The sequence below is a fragment of the Pantoea sp. Seng genome, from assembly GCF_009829935.1.
In the GTDB taxonomy this organism is placed as follows: Bacteria; Pseudomonadota; Gammaproteobacteria; order Enterobacterales; family Enterobacteriaceae; genus Pantoea; species Pantoea communis.
This window is the reverse complement of record NZ_SZZV01000001.1, coordinates 1-15,999: the sequence shown is the minus strand read 5'-3', so window position 1 is coordinate 15,999 and position 15,999 is coordinate 1. Positions and strand designations below refer to the sequence as shown.

Sequence of the window (15,999 nt, the reverse complement as noted above, 5' to 3'; positions counted from 1 at the left end):
GAATAATCAGCGCGTCAGCTCATCGGGCAGAACAAAATGGCAGGCTTAGTGTAGCCAGCGCAACAGCAACCAGCCACACAGCATCGACCACGCCAGCATGGGTAAAGAAAACAGGTGAAAGCGCCACCAGACTTTGCTGTCTTGCGCCATACGCAGCGCAATCAGGTTAGCCAATGAACCCGGCAGCAAGCCAAATCCACCAATGTTGACGGCCCAGGCGAGCACCTCTGAAGGCGGCACTTTTTGCAGCAACAGGATGGTGGCTGGCACATTACTGATCACCTGTGAAAGACCTATCGCCAGCAAGTATAAACCGCCTTCACTCAACTGGCTTATCGCGGCGAAATGCGGTTGTAGCAGGGGAAGATGCATCAGTAAAAACACATCGATGAACATCGCGACAAATACCAGCAACAAGCTCCAGTCAATACTGATCAATACGCTGCGCGCCATAATCAGGAAGCAGCCTGCCACCAACAACAGCGCCCATCCGGTCATTTTCAGCTCTAAAGCCACAATAAACATCAGATACAGCAGCACACTGATGATAAATAATGGTTTTTCCCATTGATGCGCTTCGCTTTGCGCGTGCTTTTGGATGGTTTGTTTAGGAAAACTCCACCAGGTGAGCGCCATCAGGCTGATCATCAACACGGCAACTAACGGTGCCATTTGCAAGATAAAGCCCGGCACGCTGAGCGTGCCGTGGCTCCATAACAGAATGTTTTGCGGATTACCCACCGGCGTCAGCAGCGATCCGGCATTTACCGCCAGCGCTTCAAAAATAATCAGACGAGAAATCGGCAGACGCGAGAATTTGCGTAGCGTCAGGGTCAGCGGCACCAGAATAAACAGCGCCACATCGTTGGTGAGAAAGGTGGAAAGCAGCGCAGCGGCACACACCATAAACAGTGCCAGTGTACGCTCATGTTGAAAGCGCTGCACCAGACGCGCGCCGAGCACATCAAAATAACCGCTGTTTTCCAACCCTTTGGTTAGCATCAATAGCCCGGTGAGCGTCATGATAGTGTGCCAGTCAACGGCGGCAGGCAATTGCGACCAACGATACTCTGCCAGCGGCAATAAAATCACACCCAACAGCAACAGCAAATGCAAAATACGATCACGCATTAAGGAACGCAGCACGATGGGCATGATGGCGGAAGACCTTGTAAGTTAGCGGCTCTCGTAAAACTTCTGGAAGACGGCGAGGGTTTCATCACTGACGTGATGTTCCAGGCCTTCAGAATCCCGGCGGGCAGTTTCCGGGCTGACACCCAACGCCAGCAGGAAAGTTTCAACAATATGGTGGCGTACGCGGCTCGCTTCAGCCAGCTTTTCACCTTCAGGCGTCAGAAACACACCGCGATAAGGAACCTGTTCCACCAGACCGGTGGTGCCTAAACGCTTCAACATTTTTGCCACGGTGGGCTGTGAAACGCCGAGGCGCGCGGCCATATCGACCTGGCGGGCTTCACCAAATTCACGAATCAAATCAGAGATTAACTCTACGTAGTCATCAATAAGTTCACGTCGATGCGCTTCGCGCACCTGGCGAAATCCTTCGACATGCTCCTCTATATCTTTAAGCGGCCCCTGGGGCGTATTGGTGGCGCTCTTTGCACGACGACTCATTCAGCTTCCTCATTATTATCTGCCGCACTTTACCTGCGGTGCGGGCCTGGCTGCGCTCATTGTAAACCAGGCACAAATAAGCACAAATTTTTCCTAAATAGTGTTGGCTAAAGAGTATAGCCAGTGCTATCTTTGTTCGTAATGTAAGCGAATAGCTTATTTAGGAGGCAACGATGAACGCACCCTATCTGCTGCTACTCCTTTTCCTGCTGTTTATCGCAGGTTTGTGCTTACTGTTACGTCGTTATTCATTCGGGAGGTGAACATGACCACCATGAAAAACTGCCTCGACTGTGGCAAATGCTCCCAGGTTGAGCAAAGCAAACCGGCTTTTGAGCTGAAATCGCTGCTGTGCCTGTTTAAACGCTCGCCTTTTGCCCTGCGTCTGATGCTGATTGAAAAGCTGACCGGCAAACAGCTGACCGAGCGCCCTTGCCCCAATCTCATCTGGCGCGGCTGATTCATCCATAAATTTCTTCTCAGGATCCGTTTCCTCAACGGATCCTTTGCACGATCTAACATTTTGTTACCTTTTTAGTCCTACTCTTTCTATTGTTATTGAACGAATTTCCGATCCCTGCGCTCACTGTGGCTGAATCGCTTCAGGCACTGACATAACTTTACCTTCAATAACGCTTAAACGATTAGGCTGCTAACTTTTAGCTTGCAACCTGTTGTGACGTCTGATTAATCTCCTCATAACAAAAAATTACATACTTATAACAAAATCAACCCAGGGTGGGTTTTTCGTAAGGAAGATTAGCAATGTCACTTAAAAAGCCTGAAGAGCAACCATCGGGCAGGAGACGATTTTTACAAAAATCGCTCTCGCTCATTCCCCTCGCCGCCGCAGCCAGTTCCGGTGTGGTGTCACTCTCCTCCCCCGCTGCCGACAAGCCGCAAGGCGTGTTATCCGACTATGTTCCCGCTTACTTCAACGATAAAGAGTGGAAATTTCTGCTCGCCGCGCTGGATCGCCTGATCCCTGCCGATGCCAACGGTCCTGGCGCCGTCAGTGAAGGTGTACAGGTGTTTATCGATAAGCAGATGGAATTGCCCTACGGCTATGGTCGCTTGTGGTACATGCAAGGCCCGTTCGCCGATTCGATTCCGGAAATGGGTTACCAATCCCATCTGGTGCCACGCGATACCTATCGGTTAGGCATCGCCTTAGCTGACCAGCACTGTCAGCAGCAGTACCAAAAAGATTTTTATCAACTGGAAACGGCGCAACAGGAAGAGGTTTTGCGTGCGCTGGAAGCCGACAAACTGCATAACGATGCCATTCACGGCAAGCTGTTTTTCGAGCAACTGCTGGAGAACACCAAAGAGGGTTATCTCGCCGATCCGATTCACGGCGGCAACCAAACGCTGGCCTCGTGGAAAATGATCGGTTTCCCCGGTGCACGTGCGGATTTCGTCGATACCGTACAGCAGCCTAATAAACCCTACCCTCTTGGCCCAGTCAGCATTTCCAGTAAAAGGAGCGTGTAATGGCGGCAGTAAAAAAAGCGCCCGTCGATGTGGTCATCGTCGGGTTCGGCTGGACCGGTTCGCTCATGGCGATGGAACTGGCCAGTTCTGGTTTGAATATTGTGGCACTGGAGCGCGGCGAAAATCGCGATACCTACCCCGACTTCTCCTATCCGCGTATTGCCGATGAACTGACTTACGGCATTCGTTTAAAACTGTTCCAAAATGCCTCGAAAGAGACCGTGACGGTTCGTCACACTACGCAGGAAACCGCGCTGCCCTATCGCCGATTCGGTTCCTTCCTGCCCGGTGATGGTGTGGGCGGTGCCGGTACCCACTGGAACGGTCAGCTGTGGCGTCCGCTGGAAGCGGACTTAAAAATGCGCAGCACAGTCATCGAAAAATACGGTGCTGACTTCATTCCTAAAGACATGACGGTGCAGGATTACCCCTTCTCTTATGCCGAGATGGAGCCCTACTTCGATAAGTTTGAGAAAATTTGCGGCGCGGCCGGTCAGGTCGGTAACCTCAACGGTGAAACCGTCGAAGGCGGTAACCCGTTCGAATCTCCGCGTAAAAATGGCTATCCCACCAAGCCGTTAAAAACGCTGTATGCCGGCGAATTATTCTCTAAAGCCGCAAAGCAACTGGGCTATCACCCCTTTGAGTGCCCTGCAGCCAACACCACCGAACCCTGGACCAACCCTTACAACGTGCAACTTGGCGTGTGTAACTACTGCGGTTATTGCGAACGCTTCGGCTGTTTCAACTACTCCAAAGGCTCCCCGCAAAGCTGTGTTATCCCTGCTCTGAAGCCGTTTAGTAACTTTGAGTTGCGCACGCAGGCGCACGTGATTCGTGTCAATACCGACAGCAGCGGTAAAAAAGCCACTGGCGTCACCTATATCGATGCGCAAGGTAATGAAGTCGAGCAACCGGCTGACCTGGTGATCCTCAGTGCCTTCCAGTTGCACAATGTGCGCTTACTGCTGTTGTCAAAAATCGGTAAGCCATACGATCCACAAACCGGTGACGGCGTGGTGGGCAGAAACTATGCCTACCAGATGACCGGCGGTATCAAGCTGTTCTATGACAACGACAATTGGTTCAATCCATTTGCCGCCACGGGTGCCACCTCCACCGTTATCGATGATTTCAATGCGGAAAACTTCGATCACAGCAAAGTCGGCTTCGTTGGCGGCGCCACGATATCTGCGGCCTTCTCCGGTGGACGTCCCATCCAGCAGATGGGCATCCCTAAAGATGCGCCGCGTTGGGGTTCCGGCTGGAAACAGGCCATCAAAGATAATTATCTGCACAACATGAACGTCGGCTCGTCAGGTTCAGTGATGCCGTATAAGCAGTGCTATCTCGACCTTGATCCTACGTACCGTGATATCTACGGCCAACCGTTGCTGCGTATGACCTTTGACTGGCAGCAGAATGAACTGAAGATGACCAACTTCATCAAAGATAAGGCCGAGGAGATCGTCAAGGTGATGAATCCTAAGCACTATGAAGTGGGCTTCAAAACCCTCAACAGCCATTACGATGTCCGCCCTTACCAATCAACGCACACTACCGGTGGTGCAGTGATGGGCGACGATCCGCGCACCAGCGTGGTGAACAAGTTCCTGCAAAGCTGGGATGTACCGAACGTATTCGTTACGGGCGCATGCTGCTTCCCGCAAAACCTGGCGTACAACCCAACCGGGATTGTCTGTGCCACCGCATTATTCGCGGCGGATGCGATTCGCAACCGCTATCTGGCTAACCCTGGTCCGCTGGTTCAGGCCTGATAAGGAGCGTTATAGTGAAATTTTCCGCACTCTTTTTCGCTCTCGGCGGCGCACTGATCAGCCACGCCGCATCGGCCGCGACCGATGCCTCGGTTAAGCAAGGCGAGTATCTGGCCAAAGCGGGCGATTGTGCCGCATGCCATACCGCAGCAGGTGGGCAACCTTTCGCCGGTGGGCTCAAAATGAGCACGCCGATTGGCGCCATATACTCCACCAACATTACGCCAGATAAAACGCACGGCATTGGCGACTACAGCTACGACGACTTCGTCAAAGCGGTACGTGGCGGTGTGGCGAAAGATGGCAGCTCGCTCTACCCCGCCATGCCGTTCCCGTCGTATGCCAAAATCAGCGACAGCGATATGCACGCGTTGTATGACTACTTTATGCAGGGTGTGAAACCGGTGAGTCAGGAAAATCGCAAAAGTGATATCCCCTGGCCGCTCAGCATGCGTTGGCCGCTGGCGTTTTGGCGCTGGACCTTTGCCGATGACCGCACTTACGCTCCTGTAGCCGGTCAATCGGCACAGTGGCAACGCGGTGCTTATCTGGTGCAGGGGCTTGGCCACTGTGGCTCATGCCATACGCCTCGTGGCATCGGCTTCCAGGAGAAAGCCATGGATCAGAACAGCAAAGGCTATCTGACCGGCGGCACGCTGGAAGGCTGGCATGCGCCAGATCTGACCGCCAGCCCGGCAGCGGGTTTGGGCAGTTGGTCTGAGCAAGATATCGCCACCTTCCTGAAAACCGGCGCGAATAAGCAAGGCGCTGCCTTTGGTTCGATGACGGATGTGATCGCGCACAGTACCCAGTATCTCAGTGATGAAGATCTGAATGCGATTGCCGTTTATCTGAAGTCTTTACCGGCTGCGGATAACACCGCTGCACCACAGGTCAGCGATGCGACGTCGCAAGCGCTGTTCAAAGGGGATGTCAGCCAGCCAGGTGCGCAGGTGTACGTGGATAACTGCGCTGCCTGCCATCGTACAGACGGTAACGGCTATGCCAGTACCTTCCCGGCGCTGGCACACAATCCGGCCTTGTTGAGTGAAGACCCGTCATCAGTGATCAGTGTGATTCTGAAAGGCGGCCAGCGTGCGATTACGCAACAGGCGCCGACCGGTTTCACCATGCCAGATTTCGCCTGGCGCCTGGATGATCAGCAGGTCGCTGATGTCGCTAACTTTATTCGCAATGGATGGGGTAACAAAGCGGCGCCGGTAACGGCCGATCAGGTGAAGAAGATCCGCGCCACGCTTCCTCCCGCCCCGCAAAAGTAAGCATAAAAAAACGGCCCGTAAAGGGCCGTTTCTTGTGCAACTCTGGTCTAAGCAAAAACTTAGAAGCTGTAGCCTACGCCAGCAATCCAGGTGCCTACGTCTACGCTACGGATACGGCTCTGCTCGTAACCCACGTCAACTGCAACGTTCTGGATTGGGTTGAACTGCATGCCTGCGCCGTAAGAGAAGCCAACGTCGCTTGAATCAGTTTTGTACTGTGCAGCAGCGTCAGTTGCCTGGTATTTACCGTAACCGATACCCACAACGCCGTAGATGCTTGCCCAGTCGTTCAGACGGTAAGCAGGACCACCGGTGATGCCGTAGTACTGGCCTTTGTTGTAAACGCCAGCGTCAGTGCGGTCTTTCTCGGTGTAGGTGAAAGAACCGATCCAACCCAGTGGGTTAGTACCATCTTCGTAACGGTATTTCAGGTTGAAGCCGTTTGCTTTGTTAGCAACGCCCTGATAATCGCTCTGCGCGTAACCAGCAGAAACGGTGCTCTGCGCCATGGCTGAACCTGCTGAAACTGCCAGTACACAAGCCAGTGCTGAAAGACATGCAATTTTTTTCATAAACCACCTCAAATGTGAATATACTTCTCTCCTGACAACGCTGAAAATATAACAAAAATTAGTAAGAAACTCTGCCCGCTATTTGTTGTCTAACAGATTGTTTGGTGTAACAGAAAGTTAATGAAGTTTCCTATGTCATTCATTTTACTTATAAAAAGCGTCATCTTTCTGCAAGAATATTTCGGGCTGCAAATAATGCCTTTAAGGATATTCCTAAACTAACCTGACATTTCTTTACTTAAATGGCCCGAAAAACGGTTATTTTCCAGGCGGTCACTGCATTTATTTTCCCTCTTACACTCCTCCTTATTTCCTGAAGATTCCTTTACACTGACGTTTTGTTGCTGTGTTGTTAATCACTACAGGATTGAATTACAGGATGTCTACGCCTCTGACGAACACCAGAATGGCCCCGGTTTTGTTCCCGATTGCCGTGCTACTGATTGCTATGCTCTCGCTTCAGGGCGGTGCTTCCCTGGCAAAATCGCTGTTCCCCAGCGTGGGGGCGCCGGGCATCACCGCACTGCGCCTCGGATTGGGCACCCTGATTTTGTGCGTCATCTTTAAGCCGTGGCGTTTACGATTTACCTCTGCACAGCGCAAACCGCTCTTAATCTACGGTCTGGCCCTGGGTTGTATGAACTATCTCTTCTATTTATCCATTCGCACCGTGCCGCTGGGCGTTGCCGTTGGCCTGGAGTTTCTCGGCCCTTTGACCCTGGCATTGGCCGGTGCGCGCCGTCCGCTCGATTTCCTTTGGGTGCTTCTGGCGGTCACCGGTTTGTGGTTTCTGCTGCCGATTGGTGATGGCATCAGCCATATCGATCCGCTGGGTGCGCTGTTAGCAGTGGGGGCCGGTGCCTGCTGGGCGGTCTATATTCTGGCAGGGCAACGCGCCGGTGCGGAACATGGTCCAGCAACCGTTGCCATGGGATCGTTGATTGCCTCGGTGATCTTTGTTCCGCTTGGATTAACCTTTGCGGCACCCGGCATCTGGCACTGGGAAATTCTGCCCCTGGCGCTGATTATCGCCCTGCTCTCCAGTGCGATTCCTTATTCACTGGAGATGATGGCCCTGACCCGTCTGCCCGCTCGCATTTTTGGCACGCTGATGAGCCTGGAACCCGCGATGGCAGCGCTTTCAGGGATGTTGTTCCTCGGAGAATTGCTGACGCTGAAGCAGTGGGTTGCGCTGCTGGCCATTATTGCCGCTTCAGCGGGTTCGACCCTCACCATGAAACAGAAGAGTGTCAAAATAAGCGAAGTGGATATTAATAATCCGCAATAAATAATGCCAAATTCAGCCTGTTGGCTTCAGGCTGAATATATAAGCATTCTCATTCTCTTTTTTCTCATCACCGCCTTCACTTTTGTTATTATTTTGCAACATCATTGATAAGTAATTAACACATAACATAATTCATTGATATAAATGAAAAATAAATAAAACGCTCAAATCCCGCACAACATTAAGGTTTATCTATTCCTGTCATCGGTTTAAACAATCCGGCACAGCCAAAAACTACTGCTATACTTATTCCCGTGCTTGATTAGGACAACCATCAATTAGAGGATATTAATGATGAGTACCGCAAAACTGGTTAAAACTAAATCGTCTGATCTCATTTACACCCGTAATGATGTTGCTGATAGCGATAAGAAAGCGACCATCGAGGTGCTCAACCGTCTGGTAGTGGAGTTTATTGATCTGTCACTGATCACTAAGCAGGCGCATTGGAATATGCGCGGCGCCAACTTTATCGGTGTGCATGAAATGCTGGATGGCTTCCGTACTGCCATCACCGATCATCAGGACACCATTGCAGAGCGTGTTGTACAGCTCGGCGGCGTGGCGCTGGGTACCACTCAGATCGTCAACGACAAGACGCCATTAAAAAGCTATCCGCTCAACATCCATACCGTTCAGGATCACCTGAAAGCGCTGGCCGATCGTTACGCGATTGTCGCGAACGACACGCGTAAGGCCATCAGTGAAGTCAGTGATGAAGATACCGCTGATATTTTCACGGCGGCATCGCGTGATTTGGATAAATTCCTGTGGTTTATCGAATCCAACATCGAATAATGCACGTTACAGCGAAGGCGGGTTATCCCGCCTTTTTTTATGTCTGTAACATTTTGGTGCTTTTTTTGACGTCGTTAACAAAATCTTAATCCTGCCTTTCCCTTGCTAAGCCCTTGGTGCACACTGTGCCTGCACCACAACAGCACGACGCACTATTTTGGTGATCCATATTAGTGCAGACTTTTCGACTATAGCAAAATCGCTTCAGCCAGGCCCTGCATCCTGCTGATTTCGACCAAAATGAAAAGTTGGCATAATTTTTTCAAACGAATAGCCGTACATCAGGCCATCAGGTCTGAAGGGTAATAAGGAAAATAATGATGAAGTCTTTGATTAAAGTCTCCGTGGCCGCGCTGGCGCTGGCCTTCTCGCTTTCTTCCACTGCAGCAGATAAGAAACTGGTTGTTGCGACCGACACCGCTTTCGTTCCTTTTGAATTCAAACAGGGTAACGAATATGTTGGTTTCGACATCGACCTGTGGGCCGCTATCGCCAAAGAACTGAAGCTGGACTACACCCTGAAGCCAATGGATTTCAGCGGCATTATCCCAGCACTGCAAACCAAAAACGTTGACGTGGCTCTGGCCGGTATCACCATTACCGACGAGCGCAAAAAGGCTATCGACTTCTCTGACGGCTACTACAAAAGTGGTCTGTTGGTGATGGTGCGTGAGAACGAAAACAACATCAAAGGCATCGACGATCTGAACGGCAAAGTGGTTGCGGTGAAGAGCGGTACCGGTTCTGTTGATTACGCGAAAGCGCACATCAAGTCTAAAGATCTGCGTCAGTTCCCGAACATCGACAACGCTTACATGGAGTTGGGTACCAACCGTGCTGACGCCGTGCTGCACGATACGCCAAACATCCTGTACTTCATTCACACCGCCGGTAAAGGTCGCTTCAAAGCGGTTGGCGAGTCTATCGAAGCTCAGCAGTATGGTATCGCCCTGCCTAAAGGCAGCGATGAACTGCGTAACCAGATTAATGGCGCGCTGAAAACCCTGCGCGACAACGGCACTTACAACACAATTTATAAAAAATGGTTCGGCAGCGAGCCAAAATAATTCCGGCCTAAGCCGATTTTTCCAGCAGGGAGCTTAGTCTCCCTGCTTTTTACATTTCCATTGCAACAGATTTTGGAGTTACACCATGGAGTTTGACTGGAGCGTCATTTGGCCAGCCCTGCCGATTTTGATCGAAGGCGCCAAAATGACCCTGATAATTTCCGTACTCGGCTTAATTGGCGGGTTAATCATTGGTTTAGTCGCCGGTTTCGCGCGCGCGTACGGCGGATGGATCGCCAATAATATCGCGCTGGTGTTTATCGAGCTGATCCGCGGTACGCCAATCGTGGTGCAGGTGATGTTTATTTACTTCGCCTTGCCGATGGCCTTCCCGGACCTGCGTATCGATCCGTTTACCGCCGCCGTGGTCACCATCATGATTAACTCCGGTGCCTATATCGCGGAAATCACGCGTGGTGCCGTGCTGTCGATCAACAAAGGCTTCCGTGAAGCAGGTCTGGCGCTGGGTCTTTCCCGCCGTGAAACCCTGCGTTACGTCATCATGCCGTTGGCATTGCGTCGTATGCTGCCACCGCTCGGTAACCAGTGGATCGTGAGTATCAAAGATACCTCGCTGTTTATCGTGATCGGCGTGGCGGAACTGACACGTCAGGGCCAGGAAATCATCGCCGGAAACTTCCGCGCGCTGGAGATCTGGAGTGCCGTTGCCATTATCTATTTGGTTATTACGTTGGTGTTGAGCTTTGTACTGCGCCGTATTGAGAAGAAGGTGAAAATCCTGTGATTGAATTTAAAAACGTCTCTAAAAACTTCGGCCAGACCAAAGTCCTGCATGACATCAACCTGAAGATCAATCAGGGCGAAGTGGTAGTAATTATCGGGCCATCAGGCTCAGGTAAATCGACCCTGCTGCGCTGCATCAACAAGCTGGAAGAGATCACCACCGGTGACCTGATCGTTGATGGCATGAAAGTTAACGATCCTAAGGTCGATGAACGCCTGATTCGCCAGGAAGCTGGCATGGTATTCCAGCAGTTCCATCTGTTCCCGCAGATGAGTGCGCTGGATAACGTGGCTTTCGGCCCGATTCGTGTGCGCGGTGCGAAGAAAGACGATGCACAGAAACTGGCACGTGAACTGTTGGGTAAAGTCGGCCTTGCCGAGCGTGCGCACCACTTCCCTGCCGAACTGTCCGGTGGTCAGCAGCAGCGTGTTGCCATCGCTCGTGCACTGGCGGTGAAACCGAAGATGATGCTGTTTGATGAGCCAACCTCTGCACTCGATCCAGAACTGCGCCATGAAGTGCTCAAGGTCATGCAAGATCTGGCCGAAGAAGGCATGACGATGGTCATCGTAACGCACGAAGTGGGCTTTGCTCAGAAAGTGGCTTCGCGCCTGATCTTCATTGATAAAGGCACCATCGCGGAAGATGGCAACCCGGATGAGTTGATCACCAACCCACCGAGCGATCGTCTGCGCGAGTTCCTGCAGCACGTGTCATAAATGACGAGGCGGCTGTAAAGCCGCCTCTTCTTCCGTAAAGAAATTTCCTTTCAGAATCTTCACCTTCCATCGCTGACTATACTTTTTCTCTTGTGCCGTTGTGCGTTGCTCAACGAGAAGGTCATGTCGTTTGCCCGCCCATCATGGTGCCTGACCATATGGATGCTGATCTGTCTGTTACTCGTTCCCACCGCAAACGCGGTCAATCTACCGCAGGCCGCCGTCGCCGCTCAGCAAACGTCAACGCCTGCTGCCAGCACCACCGCTGAGAGTGAGCCGACGCTGGAAGATAAAAAAGCCGCTTATGCCGCGCTGGCCAATATTCTGGAGAATAACGATTCGCGTCAGGAACTGATCGATCAACTTCGTCAGGCCGCCTCCAGCAAAGCCAATAATGAACAGCCGGTATTGGCTCCGCCGCAGGCCGATCAGGAAGATCCCACGGTACTGGAGAGCGTCACCAACGTCACACGCGAATACGGAGGAGCCGTTGCCTCGCAGTTTGTCCGTTTGCACGACAACATCGTTAACGCACCGCACAAATCGTTTAATCAGCAAACCTTCTTCAATGCACTGAAGTATTTCGCCGGGCTCGCCGCTGCCGTTTTTGCTTTCTACTGGTTCACGCGGCTGTTGATGTATCCCGTGTGGCAGCGCATGGGCCGCTGGGGGCGCAATCATAATCTGGATCGCACCAAGTGGCTGCATCTGCCCGCCACCATTGTCGTCGCCTTTCTTCTCGACTTAGTGCTGCTGGCGCTGACGCTGTTTGTCGGCCAGATCATCAGCGACAACTACCACAACAATAACCGCACCATTGCCTATCAGCAGGGGCTGTTCCTCAATGCCTTTGCGTTGATTGAATTTTTCAAAGCGGTGTTGCGATTGATATTCTGCCCACGCTTCCCCACCCTGCGCTTCTTTCATCTTTCCGATGTGCGTGCCGCTTACTGGAACACGCGTCTTAGCTGGCTCAGCGGCATTATCGGTTATGGCTTACTGGTGGTGGTGCCGATCGTCGGCAATCAGGTGAATATGCAAATCGCTGCGTTGGTGAATGTGTTGATCATGTGCATCATGACTGGCTGGGCGCTATGGCTGATTTTCCGCAACCGACGCAACATCCACGACGAGTTATCGCGTTTGGCCGATCGCAGTATGAGCTTCTTTGCCTTGTTTATCCGCGCCTTCGGCATGGTGTGGCATTGGCTGGCGAGTGCCTACTTTATCGCGCTGTTCCTGTTCTCGATGTTCAATCCGGGTGACAGTCTGAAGTTTATGATGTCGGCCACGGTGCGCAGCATGGCGATTATTGTTATCGCCGCGCTGATTTCCGGCATGCTAACGCGCTGGATTGGCAAAACGCTGACGCTGTCGCCGGATCTGCGCCGTAACTATCCGGAACTGCAAAAACGCGTCAATGATTGGGTCAAAGCGCTGCTAAAACTGGCGCGTGTGATCACCGTGTTCGCCACGCTATTGCTGCTGCTCAACGCCTGGAATCTGTTTGATCTCTGGCACTGGCTCACGCTGGGAGCCGGGCAGAAAATGGTGGATGTGCTGATTCGTATCGTGATGATTTTGCTGCTCTCCGCCATCGGCTGGACGCTGCTGGCCAGCCTGATCGAAAGCCGTCTGGCTTCGGATTCACACGGAAGGCCGATGCCCAGCGCACGTACGCGCACCTTACTGACGCTATTCCGTAATGCGCTGGCGGTGGTGATCAGCACCATCACCATTATGATTCTGCTGTCAGAAGTGGGTGTTAACATCGCGCCGCTGCTGGCGGGTGCCGGGGCGCTCGGCCTGGCGGTGTCGTTCGGTTCGCAAACACTGGTGAAGGATATTATCACCGGTATCTTTATTCAGTTTGAGAACGGCATGAACACTGGCGATCTGGTGACAATTGGCCCGATCACCGGCACGGTGGAGCGCATGTCAATTCGCTCCGTCGGCGTGCGTCAGGATACCGGCGCATATCACATCATTCCGTGGTCTTCGATTACCACTTTCGCCAACTTTGTGCGCGGTATTGGCTCGTTTGTCGCCAACTATGATGTAGACCGCAGTGAAGACACCGAGCGTGTGAATACGACCTTGCAGGCAGCGGTGAAGGAGTTGCTGGAGAATCCGGATATTCGCGGCATGGTGATTGGCGAACCGAGTTTTTCCGGACTGGTGGGCCTGACCAACCAGTCCTTTACCGTGCGTGTGTCGTTCACCACCCAACCGCTGAAGCAGTGGACAGTGCGTTTTGCGCTGGATGACAAGGTGAAGAAGCATTTTGATGCCGCAGGGATTAAAGCGCCGCATCAGACGGTGGAAGTGATGCAGACCGGCAACGATGTGGGTTCCGCGGCCACGCTGGCAGCACTGCCGCCGCCCAATCCATCGTAGACTCGCCCAGGGAGCGGAACTGGGCTGCCAGATTCGCTCCCGCATTTTGGGCTAAGCTCGCCCCTGTATCCTGACGGATAAGGGCAAACGGTGGGTTCAGCGCGCGAAGCGTTTAGTGCGCGCGGCTGGCGGCAGGAATGTCCAGGCGATAAAGCGGCTCTGTTTCTGCCCCTGTGCCATCTCGATGATGCGCACTTCCTCAACCTCGAGATCGCGCAACTGATCGCGCAACGCAGGCAGGTTCTCTTTGCGCGAAACCAGTGAGGTAAACCAGACAATACGATCGGCATAAGCCACGCTTTCATCGATCATCTTACCCACGAACTGGCGCTCGCCGCCCTCGCACCACAGTTCCTTGTGTTGACCGCCAAAGTTAAGCGGTGCATCTTTGCCTAAGCCCAGATTTCGCGTTTTGCGCTGACCGACCATCGCCGCTTCCTGCGCCGAACCGTGGAACGGTGGATTACACAGCACCGCATGATAGCGTTCATTTTTGTGCACCACACCGGCGAAAATGGCGGACTCGTCTTTCTGACGACGCAGACGCACGCCGCGCTGCAAGCCGGGATTGCTCGCGACAATCTGGTTTGCCGCCGTGATGGCTTCCGCCGTGATATCGGTACCGGTAAAGCGCCAGCCGTACTCCGCATGCCCGATCAATGGATAAATAAGATTGGCCCCGCAACCGATATCCATCACATCGACATCGCGTGGCACTTTGCCGCCGTTGTCACTGGCCAGCAAATCTGCGAGCGCATGCACATAGTCAGCACGGCCCGGTACGGGTGGCGTCAGGTAGCCTTCCGGTAGTTGCCAGTTCAGGTTATAAAACAGCTTAATCAGCGCCTGATTGAGTAGCATTACCGCTTCAGGATCGGCAAAATCCACCGACAACTCGCCGTAGCCATTTGGACGGACTTTCACCGCCAGCGGCGGATGAGCCGCGGTCAGAGCAGCAAAATCATAACGGCCCTGATGGCGATTACGGGGATGGAATGGCGAGGTGGCGGTTGGCTTGTTCATAGATTCTCCGGATAGTAGCGCGGGCGTAAGATACGCTGGATGGCGGCATCGCACAATCCGCTTACACGATTATCTGTATTGCATTTAAACCTGATATCCCAAAATTGAGTCCAAAATAATTCGTGCTGCAGCAAGCTGTCGTTATGGTCATCCGCTAGCGTTTCCTGATGATAGCGACAGGAATGCCATAACACCGTTGCGGTGCGAAGTTTAACAGACGAGCCAGGAGCGCTAATGCGACAACGTTATACTTATCAGCCAAGGAGCGGGCATGGTTTGCCACACGATCCGCTGAACGCCATTGTTGGTCCTCGCCCGATTGGCTGGGTGAGTTCGCTGAGCGCCAGTGGCCAGCGCAACCTGGCCCCGTACAGTTTCTTTAACTGCTTTAACTATCATCCGCCGATTATTGGTTTTGCCAGTAGCGGCTGGAAAGACAGTGTGCGCAATATCAGTGAAAGCAAAGAATTCGTCTGGAATCTGGCTACTCGCCCGCTCGCCGAAGCGATGAATGAAAGCTCGGCTTCTGTGCCGCCTGAACAAGATGAGTTCGCACTCGCGGGATTGACACCCATCGCTGCCTCGCACGTGAACGTCAGTATGGTGGCAGAGAGCCCGGTGAATTTTGAGTGCCGCCTGACTCAGCTGATTCGCCTGCAGGATGTGCAAGGCACTGAACTGGAGAGTTGGCTGGTGTTGGGTGAAGTGGTGGCAATTCATATTGATGAAGCGCTGCTGGAAGATGGCATTTATCAGACCGCCAAGGCACAGCCTATTCTACGAGCCGGCGGCCCATCGGCGTATTACGGCATCAGTGAGGATTTGCGGTTTGATTTGGTGCGCCCGGATGCGCGCCGCGGTTAAATTGTGTGGGTTGGCGGTTGCGGTTGGACTGCGGGTTTGAATGCAGTTTGAAACACGAGTTTGGATTGCTGACTGAAATACGGGTTGGCTTAAAATCGAGTTAACGCTGGCTGGGGGCGCAGGGGGGCTAGCGTCCTCGCGCCGCTGACGCGGTTCCCTCACTTCGTTCGTCTGCCTCACGGAACGGCGGGGATGGCACATCCCTGTGCCGCCCCGCCTTTCGCCCGCGTCCTGCGGGCTATCCTGGCAGACTCACTCAGCTCGGCGCTGCGGATTGCCTGCCCCCCTGCGCCCCCAGCCTGCTCATAAACTTTCGTGCGTTTTGTTAAAGGCACTTTC

At 52.9% G+C, this 15,999-nt stretch carries 15 protein-coding genes; 11 read left to right on the top strand and 4 right to left on the bottom strand.

What is annotated here, in order from left to right:
• Positions 1 to 45: 45 nt before the first annotated feature.
• On the bottom strand, positions 46 to 1,155 hold the full coding sequence (locus FD737_RS00075) for an SLC13 family permease (RefSeq protein WP_097119368.1): 1,110 nt from the start codon (positions 1,153 to 1,155) through the stop codon (positions 46 to 48).
• Between the two features lie 21 nt (positions 1,156 to 1,176).
• On the bottom strand, positions 1,177 to 1,635 hold the full coding sequence (gene mntR / locus FD737_RS00070) for a manganese-binding transcriptional regulator MntR (RefSeq protein WP_034820884.1): 459 nt from the start codon (positions 1,633 to 1,635) through the stop codon (positions 1,177 to 1,179).
• 265 nt (positions 1,636 to 1,900) lie between these two features.
• Between mntR and FD737_RS00065 the strand changes: the two genes are divergently transcribed.
• From FD737_RS00065 to FD737_RS00050, 4 genes are all read left to right on the top strand, one after another.
• A complete protein-coding gene (locus FD737_RS00065) occupies positions 1,901 to 2,095 on the top strand; it encodes a hypothetical protein (protein WP_160832403.1) in 195 nt (64 codons plus the stop codon).
• A gap of 305 nt (positions 2,096 to 2,400) precedes the next feature.
• Entirely contained in the window at positions 2,401 to 3,129 is a 729-nt protein-coding gene (locus FD737_RS00060; protein WP_058961952.1) for a gluconate 2-dehydrogenase subunit 3 family protein, read from the top strand.
• On the top strand, positions 3,129 to 4,907 hold the full coding sequence (locus tag FD737_RS00055) for a GMC family oxidoreductase (RefSeq protein WP_097119369.1): 1,779 nt from the start codon (positions 3,129 to 3,131) through the stop codon (positions 4,905 to 4,907). Before FD737_RS00060 ends, FD737_RS00055 begins: the two co-directional genes overlap by 1 nt.
• A gap of 11 nt (positions 4,908 to 4,918) precedes the next feature.
• Positions 4,919 to 6,187 (top strand): cytochrome c, encoded by a 1,269-nt coding sequence (locus FD737_RS00050; protein WP_370522988.1) that lies wholly within the window; start codon positions 4,919 to 4,921, stop codon positions 6,185 to 6,187.
• A 59-nt stretch (positions 6,188 to 6,246) separates the two neighbouring features.
• On the opposite strand, the gene ompX is transcribed toward FD737_RS00050, so the two are convergent.
• The gene (gene ompX / locus FD737_RS00045) at positions 6,247 to 6,759 is read right to left on the bottom strand and encodes an outer membrane protein OmpX (protein WP_045834179.1); all 513 of its coding nucleotides are present in this window, start codon (positions 6,757 to 6,759) and stop codon (positions 6,247 to 6,249) included.
• Between the two features lie 406 nt (positions 6,760 to 7,165).
• Between ompX and rhtA the strand changes: the two genes are divergently transcribed.
• From rhtA to ybiO, 6 genes are all read left to right on the top strand, one after another.
• Positions 7,166 to 8,047: a threonine/homoserine exporter RhtA gene (gene rhtA / locus FD737_RS00040; RefSeq protein WP_370522983.1), complete on the top strand. Its 882-nt coding sequence runs from the start codon at positions 7,166 to 7,168 to the stop codon at positions 8,045 to 8,047.
• A gap of 294 nt (positions 8,048 to 8,341) precedes the next feature.
• Positions 8,342 to 8,845 carry a DNA starvation/stationary phase protection protein Dps gene (dps, locus tag FD737_RS00035; protein ID WP_038647945.1) on the top strand — a complete coding sequence of 168 codons (504 nt, stop codon included), beginning with the start codon at positions 8,342 to 8,344 and terminating at the stop codon, positions 8,843 to 8,845.
• A 320-nt stretch (positions 8,846 to 9,165) separates the two neighbouring features.
• Complete coding sequence (gene glnH, locus FD737_RS00030) at positions 9,166 to 9,912, top strand: glutamine ABC transporter substrate-binding protein GlnH (RefSeq protein WP_038647947.1); 747 nt, start codon at positions 9,166 to 9,168, stop codon at positions 9,910 to 9,912.
• 85 nt (positions 9,913 to 9,997) lie between these two features.
• Entirely contained in the window at positions 9,998 to 10,657 is a 660-nt protein-coding gene (gene glnP, locus FD737_RS00025) for a glutamine ABC transporter permease GlnP (protein WP_038647949.1), read from the top strand.
• The gene (gene glnQ, locus FD737_RS00020; RefSeq protein ID WP_038647952.1) at positions 10,654 to 11,376 is read left to right on the top strand and encodes a glutamine ABC transporter ATP-binding protein GlnQ; all 723 of its coding nucleotides are present in this window, start codon (positions 10,654 to 10,656) and stop codon (positions 11,374 to 11,376) included. Before glnP ends, glnQ begins: the two co-directional genes overlap by 4 nt.
• A gap of 162 nt (positions 11,377 to 11,538) precedes the next feature.
• Entirely contained in the window at positions 11,539 to 13,773 is a 2,235-nt protein-coding gene (gene ybiO, locus FD737_RS00015) for a mechanosensitive channel protein (protein WP_237448720.1), read from the top strand.
• Between the two features lie 96 nt (positions 13,774 to 13,869).
• On the opposite strand, the gene rlmF is transcribed toward ybiO, so the two are convergent.
• Positions 13,870 to 14,796 (bottom strand): 23S rRNA (adenine(1618)-N(6))-methyltransferase RlmF, encoded by a 927-nt coding sequence (rlmF, locus tag FD737_RS00010; RefSeq protein WP_058961945.1) that lies wholly within the window; start codon positions 14,794 to 14,796, stop codon positions 13,870 to 13,872.
• A gap of 234 nt (positions 14,797 to 15,030) precedes the next feature.
• Between rlmF and FD737_RS00005 the strand changes: the two genes are divergently transcribed.
• A complete protein-coding gene (locus FD737_RS00005) occupies positions 15,031 to 15,660 on the top strand; it encodes a flavin reductase family protein (RefSeq protein ID WP_034820918.1) in 630 nt (209 codons plus the stop codon).
• Positions 15,661 to 15,999 lie beyond the last annotated feature (339 nt).